The organism is Streptomyces sp. SID14436, from assembly GCF_010548465.1.
In the GTDB taxonomy this organism is placed as follows: domain Bacteria; phylum Actinomycetota; class Actinomycetes; order Streptomycetales; family Streptomycetaceae; genus Streptomyces.
Genome location: NZ_JAAGMD010000660.1, coordinates 1 through 5754, shown reverse-complemented (window position 1 = coordinate 5754; position 5754 = coordinate 1). Strand labels below are relative to the sequence as shown.

Here is a 5754-nt window from a genome sequence, read left to right as displayed (position 1 = left end):
GCCGGGACCGTGCCGCTCCCCGCCGAAGGCGGCCTGTTACCCCACCCGGAGGGCACCACCACGCTCCACGTCGGCGCGCCGCTGCTGCCCGACGCCAACCTGCCGCAGCACGGCCCCGGCCGCCGCACCGCCCTGCTCGCCCGCGCCCTGCACCAGCTCGCCCGCCACGTGCCCTCCCGCGACACCCACGAACTCGACGAGGAGACCACCGCCGAACAGGGCCTCGCCGACGGGATGTGGCTGCCGTTCCTGCGGCCCGCCCGCACCGCCGCCTTCGACCTGGTGCTGCTCGCCGACGACGCCCCCACCATGCGGATCTGGGAGGAGACGGTCACCCGGCTCGCCCGGGCCGCCGAGCACAGCGGGGCCTTCCGCAACGTCCGCACCCTCCGCGTCGCCCTCCCGCGCACCGGCACCGCCGTGCTGCGCGGGACCGGCGGGGGCCCGGCCGACCCGGCCGAACTCCTCGACGGACGCGGCGGCCGGGTCTTCCTCGTGGTCACCGACGGTCTCGCCCACGGCTGGGCCGCCACCGCCGCCGACTCCCTCCTCGGCCGGCTCGGCCGCTCCGGCCCCACGGCGCTCGTCCACCTCCTGCCGCCCCACCTGCGGCACCGCACCTCCCTCTACCCGCACCCGGCGGTCCTGGAGGCCGGCGGCTTCGGCGCGTCCAACGACGCCCTCGGCCACTGGGCGCCGCCCGGCGGCCCGGACCCCATGCGGCCGCTGCCCGAGGCCGGGGACGACTCCCTGCCGGTGCCGGTGCTCTCCCTCAAACCCGGCTCCGTCGCCACCTGGGCCGACCTCGTCACCGGCGAGCGCGGCGTGCGCCGCTCCCTGCCCGTGGTCCTCGCCGGCACGCTCACCAAGGGCGCTCCGGCCCCCGGACTGCGCGCCCCCCGCTTCCCGCGCGCCGCGGCCGCCGCCGTACGCCGCTTCTTCACCCTCGCCACCCCGGCAGCCCGCCGCCTCGCCACCCAACTCGCCGCCATCCCTTTCGAGTTCGACCTCGTGGAGCAGCTGCGGCGCCGGGTCATGCCGGAGACCGGGCCGGACCACCTCGCCGAGATCCTCATGGGCGGGCTGATCGACTGGGACAGCGGCGGCGAGGGCCGCCCGGAGTTCGCCGACGGCGTCCGCGAAGCCCTGCTGGCCGCCACCACCCGCTCCCAACTCGCCCGCACCGTCGCCCTGGTGGGGGACCTCCCGGCGGCCGGAGCGAGGGGAGTGGCGCTGCGCGCCGCCCTGCGCGACCCGGCCGGCACCGTGCTGCCCGACCCGGCCGAGCGCGGCTGGATGCGCAGCGAACTCGCCGTGATGCGCGCCCTGTCGGGCCCCTACTCCGAACGGGCCCGCCGCATCGAACCGGACCCCTCCCGGCTCCTGCCGGATGCACCCGAACGGGTGGACCCCGGCGTGTCCGGAGCACCCCCCGGTGAGGTGGACCACCCGGACGGGGGCGTCTTCCGCGACGATCAGGACGGGATGACTCCAGCGTCGGACCGACCGGACCGCCCCGGAGAGCCCGTGCCGAGCCCGGTGACCGAGACCCAACACGAAGCCCCGGAGGCTGAGCCGCTCATGCAGAGCACCACGACCGCAACGCCGGCCCTCATGGTGAACGTTCCGCTCAGGAACACCTCGTTCGTCGGCCGCCAGGCGCTGCTGAGGGCCGTGGAGGACCAGCTCGGCGCCCAGGACACCGCGGCGGTGCTGCCGCACGCCCTGCACGGCCTCGGCGGCGTCGGCAAGTCCCAGCTGGCGCTGGAGTACATCTACACCCACCAGTACGACTACCGGGTGATCTGCTGGATCCCGGCGGAGCGCGAGAGCCTCATCCTGGCCGCGCTGTCCTCGCTGGCGGCCCGGCTCGGCGTCACCGCGGGCCAGGACAGCCCGGGCGCCTCCACCGCCAACACCGCCGTCCCCGCCGTCCTGGAGGCGCTGCGCGTCGGCCGCCCGTACGACAACTGGCTGCTCGTCTTCGACAACGCCGAGGACGTCGACGCGGTGCGCAAGTTCTTCCCGACCAACGGCCCCGGCAAGGTCATCGTCACCTCCCGGAACCGGGCCTGGGAGCGGGTGGCGACGCCCCTGCCGGTCAACGTGTTCCAGCGCGAGGAGTCCGTCGAACTGCTCCAGCGGCGCTCGCCCGACCTGTCGGTGGAGGACGCCGACCGGCTGGCCGAGGCGCTCGGCGACCTGCCGCTCGCCGTGGAGCAGGCGGGCGCCTGGCGCGCGGTCACCGGCATGCTCGTCGACGACTACCTCGACCTGCTGGCCCAGCGCAGCCCGGACGTCCTGGACCTGGACCCGGCCCCCGACTACCCCGTCTCCGTCGCCGCCGCCTGGGACATCTCCCTGGAACGGATCCGGGAGAACAACATCGGCGCCCGCCAGCTCCTCGACATCTGCGCCAGCATGGCGCCGGAGCCCATCCCGCGGTCCATGCTGCGCGGCAGCCGGGGCATCAACATCACCCCGGAGATCGATCCCCTGCTGCGAGAGTCGATCAAACTCAACCGGGCGGTGCGGGACCTGAGCCAGTTCTCGCTGGTGAAGGTGGACCCGCGGACCGACACCCTGCAGATGCACCGCCTGCTCCAGACCGTGCTCCTCGCCAAGCTGTCCGAGGAGGAACGCGAGCGCATGCGGGACGCGGCCCACCAGCTGCTGTCGGCGGCCAAGCCGGGCCCCTACGGTTCGGCCACCGAATGGCGGGCCTACCAGGCGCTGCTGCCGCACATCCTCTCCTCCGAGGCGGTGACCAGCACCGACACCTATGTGCGCACGCTGGTCTACGACACCGTGCTGTTCCTCTACTACTGGGGTGACCACGAGGGCGCGGCCCGGCTGGGGCGGCAGGCGTGGGAGGCGTGGCTGGCGACCTCGGGGGAGGAGGACACCCACGTCATCCGCATGGCCAAGAGCTTCGCGTTCACGCTCCGCCAGATCGGCCAGATCGAGGAGTCCATCCCGCTCACCGAGAAGGCCCTGGAGGTGTCGCGACGGGTGCAGTTCGGGTCGGAGGAGCTCATCGACTCGCTGTGCGAGATGGCCGACGCCCGCCGCTACCAGGGACGGTTCGAGGAGGCCCGGGACCTCGGGCAGGAGGCGACCGAGCAGGCCCGGTCGCTGTTCGGGCCGGAGGACCCGGTCGCCCTGCGGGCCACCCACAGCTGGGGCGTCGACCTGCGCCTGTGCGGACAGTTCCGGGAGGCCCTGCCCCTGGACGAGGAGAACGCCCGCCAGCGCGAGATGATGTTCGGACCCACCAGCTTCTTCACCCTCAACAGCCTCAACGGCCTGGCCATCGACATGCGGGAGAGCGGCGACTACCCGGGCGCCCGCGAGTTCCTGGAGGACGTCTACCGGCGGTCCCGTGGCGCGATGGGCGAGGAGCACCCGCTCACCCTGCGCGTGGCCCGCAACCTCGCCGTCTGCCGCCGCCGGGACGGGGCGCTCGACGAGGCGGCCAAGCTCTCCGAGGAGACCCTGCGGCGCTTCGTGGCCCGGTACGGGGCGGGGCACGCCGACTCCCTCGCGACGGCCATCAACCTCTCCGTCGACCTGCGGCTGGCCGGCGACCACGAGCAGTCCCGCGCGCTGGGCGAGGACACCGCCGGCCGGTACGCGGCGCTGCTCGGCGAGAACCACGCCTACACCCTGCTGACGCGGATCAACCTGGCCGCCACCCTGCGGGCCATCCCCCGGCTGGACGCCGCGCACGAGGTGGAGGAGGACACCGTGCACCGGCTGTCCGCGACCCTGGGCGACCTGCACGTGATCACCCGGACCGCGGCCATCGGGCAGGCCAACACGGCGTACGCGCAACTGGACTTCGAGCGCGCCCACGCCATCGACGAGGCCAACCTGCCGCTGCTCGCGGAGGTCGCCGGCGAGGACCACCCGCTGACCCTGTCCTGCCTGGCCAACCTCTCCCTGGACCTGCGGGGACTGGGCCGGGGCGCGGAGGCGGACGAGGCGCAGCGCAAGGCGGTCGAGGGCTTCAACCGGGTGGTGCGGGCCGACCACCCCTGGCTGACCGCCGCGCAGATCAAGCGCCGCATCGAGTGCGACCTGGCCCCGATGCCGCTGTAGGACGAAGGCGCCCTCGGGGCGGGGGCGCGTGCCTGGCACCGTGTGCCATCCGCCGGGCACGCCCCGCCCCCGCACCCGGCGACCCGTCAGCCCGGGTCCGCCGCGCGGGCCGGGGCCCCCTTCCGCTTCCCGGGGGCGGCCGGGGTGCCGACGGCCGGCCCGGCCGGGCGCCGGACCAGGCCGAGCAGCGGCTGGGTCAGCAGCGTGGTGATCAGGGCCATGAACACCAGCACGCTGTACAGCGGTCCGCTGAGCAGGCCCGCCCGCAGGCCCGCCTCCAGCGCGATCAGCTCGGTCAGCCCCCGGGCGCTGAGCAGCACGCCGACGGTACGGGCGTCGTCGCGGCCCAGACCGCCGAGCCGGGCGGTGAGCGTGCCGCTGCCGACCTTGGTGACCACCGCGAGGACCGTCACCACCAGCACGGCGGCCCAGCCCGCGGCGTCCATGCCGTCCAGGGTGACGGAGCGGCCGGAGACGACGAAGAAGAACGGCAGCAGCAGCGACCCCACCTCGTGCAGGGGCCGCACCAGGTCGGGGTCGAGGGTGCCGCCCGGTTCCCGGGGCGTCACCACGCCCGCGAGCAGCGCGCCGAAGATGACGTGCAGCCCCAGGGAGTGCGTCACCCAGGCGGACCCGAGGGCGAAGCCGATGAGCAGTGCGAGACGCAGCGAGGGGTCCACCCCGGTGCGCCACAGCAGCCGGCGCAGCACCGGCCGGGCCGCGACCGTCATCACGGCGACGAAGGCGAACGCCAGAGCGGCCCGCCAGGGCAGCCCGAGCGCGTGACCGTCGCCGTCCATCATGGTGCCGGCCAGCACCGTCCAGCAGACGACGTCGAGCAGCCCGGCCGCCGAGACGGCCACCACACCGGGCACCGTGCTGGCCAGTCCGTTCTCCCGCACGATGGCGGTCAGCACCGGAACGGCCGTTATCGACAGGGCGATCCCGGCGAACAGCACCATGGGCGGGGAGAGGTCGCGCGGCATGCCGAGCGCGTGCAGCCGGTCCCGGAACAGCAGGGCGGCGCCGCAGCCCACGGCCATCGGCACCACGAACGAGGCCAGCGCGACCGCCACGGTGACCCGGGCCCGGCCGCCGAGCACGCGCACGTCCAGTTCGTAGCCCACCGCGAACAGGAAGACCACCAGCGCGAACTGGGCGAACCCGGTGAGCGCGGTGGTGATCCCCTCGGGGAACAGCGCCCGGTAGGTGCCGGGGGCCGCCTGGCCGAGGAGCGACGGCCCGAGCGCGATGCCCGCCGCCAACTGGCCGACGATGTACGGCTGGCCGAGCCGCCGGGCGGCCCAGCCCGCCGCGTGCGCGGCCACCAGGACGAGGGCCGCGGCCCCCACGAAGTGCGCGATCAGCGCGTCGGCACGCATGCATCCCCCTGTGGTCCGACGGTCCGCACGGCCGGCCGGCCGCCGACACGGCTGCCTCGTATGCGTGTTTGAGGTCAACTAGCGCAGAATATAGGTAGTTTGACGACACGTCGGGCGTCGGTGCACCCGGATGGGCGGCGCATCCGGCGACAGGGGTGCCCGTCCGGGGGCGGGAGCCGGGGCACCGGCGGGCCGGGGCGCCCTCCCGTGCCGCGTCCGGCCGCCGTCCGTGCCGCCGTGCGCCTCCTGTGCGCCCGCACGTGGGTCGTGC

Annotated in this window: 2 protein-coding genes; one reads left to right on the top strand and one right to left on the bottom strand. The window is 74.8% G+C overall.

Translation table 11 applies throughout. From position 1 onward, the window contains the following. The coding region (fxsT, locus tag G3I53_RS23560; protein WP_275406521.1) for an FxSxx-COOH system tetratricopeptide repeat protein at positions 1-4101 on the top strand (4101 nt) is incomplete at its 5' end. 86 nt (positions 4102-4187) lie between these two features. Here fxsT and G3I53_RS23555 read toward each other — a convergent pair. Then, the gene (locus tag G3I53_RS23555; protein ID WP_164438737.1) at positions 4188-5483 is read right to left on the bottom strand and encodes a cation:proton antiporter; all 1296 of its coding nucleotides are present in this window, start codon (positions 5481-5483) and stop codon (positions 4188-4190) included. Positions 5484-5754 lie beyond the last annotated feature (271 nt).

What these genes read in the sequence shown, in the direction of transcription:
- G3I53_RS23555 (WP_164438737.1), bottom strand. Translation starts at nt 5,483, where the DNA reads ATGCGTGCCGACGCGCTGATCGCGCACTTCGTGGGGGCCGCGGCCCTC.